2 protein-coding genes are annotated in these 2,693 nt (G+C 66.9%); one reads left to right on the forward strand and one right to left on the reverse strand.

The window, feature by feature from the left end:
• The first annotated feature begins 428 nt into the window (after positions 1-428).
• On the forward strand, positions 429-1,304 hold the full coding sequence (locus HUU95_RS13660) for an alpha/beta fold hydrolase (protein ID WP_174280604.1): 876 nt from the start codon (positions 429-431) through the stop codon (positions 1,302-1,304).
• Here HUU95_RS13660 and HUU95_RS13665 read toward each other — a convergent pair.
• Positions 1,297-2,646, reverse strand: a complete 1,350-nt coding sequence (locus tag HUU95_RS13665; protein WP_174280605.1) for an IS1380 family transposase — start codon at positions 2,644-2,646, stop codon at positions 1,297-1,299. The genes HUU95_RS13660 and HUU95_RS13665 overlap by 8 nt on opposite strands.
• Positions 2,647-2,693: the final 47 nt, after the last annotated feature.

Raw genomic sequence — 2,693 nt, forward strand, 5'->3', positions numbered from 1 at the left:
CGCCAGAGCCGTCAACACCAAAACGCGCCACAACACGTCAACACGACGTTCCCAAAGCCGATTGTGCAACAGGCTCTAGAGTGAAGTACAAACTAGCAGGCTTGAAACAGCGCGGTGGGTTCTCTGGGCAGATAGGGTTCGGCGTCAAGGCTGGATGGAAGATGCGCCTGCCCCGGCCACGGGCGGGCGCACCCGTCCATGACCTCCTCGATTTCGGCAGACGAGAGAGCGCCGATCTAGGCGATGAATACGATCCGCGCGCGGGGCGCCCCGAGCGGGGTAGGTTCCGGTTGGGGGCTAAATGACACCATAAGCGGACGGCAATGCCTGTTCGAGAGCTGCCGTTGTCGTAAATCTCCTTCGGGGAGATTCCTTCCGCGCGGCCACTTGCGCTGGTATCGCTCCGCTAACTGTAATGGGGAGCAGTGATGGACCCGGTGATCATGGTGCCCGGCTTGGGCAGCGACGCGACCGTATGGGCTCGAACCATCAAGGAACTCGGCCCCGACTACAAGTGCCGGGTCGGCGACACGCTCTCCGACGCGAGCCTCACGGGCATGGCGAAGCGCGTGCTGGACGACGCGCCGGACCGTTTCGCCCTCGCGGGCGTGTCGATGGGCGGGATGGTTGCCGTGACCATCATGAGGCTGGCTCCCGAGCGCGTCACGCGCCTGGCGCTGTTCGACACCAACGCTCGGGCGGACACGCCGGAGCAGGCAGCGCGCCGCCGATCGTCTAACGCCGCCATGCTCGCCGCGACTGATCTTCGCGCGCTAGCCGGTCCCGGAGTCGCGTACATGGTCCACCCTCGAACCGGCCAGAATGTGCGCGATGCCCTCGCAAGCATGACGGTGCGCGTCGGCGCAGCCGTTTACGTGCGCCAGAACGAGGCCGTCGCGGCGCGAGACGACCTGTTCCCAGTCTTGGCGGGCATCGCCGTGCCCACGATTGTCGCGGTCGGTGCCGACGACCTAATGACGCCCGTCGCCTTCTCGCGAGCGCTCGCCGACGCGATCGCGGGAGCCGAACTGCACGTGATTCCCGAGTGCGGCCACCTTCCGCCAATCGAGAAGCCGGCAGCGACGGCTAACCTCATCCGCGCATGGCTTCGGCCTCCCCTAGCCGCCATTATTCATCAGCCTGAAGCGATCCTCTGCTGGGGCGGGCTTTTCTCGCGTGATGGTTGTGCGAGCGTGCGTGTTCGCTGCCACCTCGGAAGTGACATGCGGTCGGCTCGATGCGGCGGCGTCAGGGGTTGGTGGAAGTGGGTGACGGCTGGGTACGCTGCCCCGCCGTTCAGCTGATCAAACGCGGCACGCGGCCGAGGACGAAGGCCAGGATGGACTGGCACGGTGCGCAGCTGGGCAGGTGCAGCTTGACCTGGGTCTTGAGTTCGACGACGCGCACGGCGAGCTTGATCAGGCGCAGCCGCAGGGTGTCGAACTGCAGGGTGCGCCACGAGGAGCGACGCGGCATCAGCGTGCGCAGGCTCCACATCAGCCAGTAGGCGGCCCCGTGCAGAAACAGGCGGACCTGGTTGGCGGTGGCCTTGGTGCACGACGTGCGGTCGGCCGCGAGGTGAGATTTCCAGCTTTTTACATGATTTTCCGCCTGTCCGCGCGCGCAATATCGCCGCTCGTAGAGGGCGCGGGCTGAGCCGCTGGGCAGGCTGGTGACGATGAAGCGCGTGTCCGTCCCCTCAGGCCCGGCCTCGACGCGGGCGATGATGCACTCGACCCGGTCCCAGCTTGCAGCGCCGTCGTAGAACTCGGTGAAGCGGCGAAGCTTGGTGCTGCCGCCCGAGGCGGCGAAGCGGGCCGTGGTGCTGGCCTCCAGGCTCTCGACGTGACGGCGCAGCGTGCTGGTGGGCGCGACGCCGAGCAGGTAGTCGACCTTGTTCGCCCGGCACCAGCGCAGCACCTCTGGACCGCAGTAGTGGCTGTCGGCCCGCAGCAAGATCTCGACCCGGGGCCAGTTGGCGCGGAGCTGGCGCAGCAGGCGGCGCAGGAAGGCGCGGACCTCGCGCCCACTCGGCCGCTTGGCCGGGCGCAGCACGGCGGTGACGAAGCGGCCCTCGCCGTCGAACACCACGATGGGCTGGAAGCCGTATTCGTCGTGGTGCGCATTGAACAAGCGCATCTGCTGCTCGCCGTGCACGGCGTCGAACGTGTCGTCCACGTCGAGCACGATCCGGCGCGGCACCTGGCGGAAGGACGCGCAATACAGGTCGACCATGGCTTGACCCATGCGCAGCAGCGCGCGCGTGTCGGGCAGGTTCTCCAGGCGCGAGATGGTCGGCTGCGAGCACAGCGCCGCCCCATCCCCGAGCCGCGCCATGGCAAGCTTGAACATCGGGTCCGTGCGCAACCGGTCTGCGTCGTTGCCGTCCTCGTAGCCGGCCGCGATCATCAGCAGGCGAAAGCGGATGATCTCGTCAAGCCCGTGCACGATGCGGTCCGGATCACGCGGGTCCGTGAGACATGCCGCCAGACGCTCCGCGACATTGAGGCGCCTCTCCACCTCGCGTAGCACCAGCAACCCACCGTCGGAGGAAAGATGGCCACCGTCGAAACGGGCGATCACCTGCTTGCCGCCAACGGGTGACAAGTCGGGCAGGGCAGGGGTAGGTTCAACCTTGGCGGGCATGGCGCTCCGGATCCGTAGAATTGGCCTCGAGAACCCCATTCTACACT

The sequence above is a fragment of the Sphingomonas bacterium genome, assembly GCF_903643065.1.
Lineage (GTDB): Bacteria > Pseudomonadota > Alphaproteobacteria > Sphingomonadales > Sphingomonadaceae > Sphingomonas.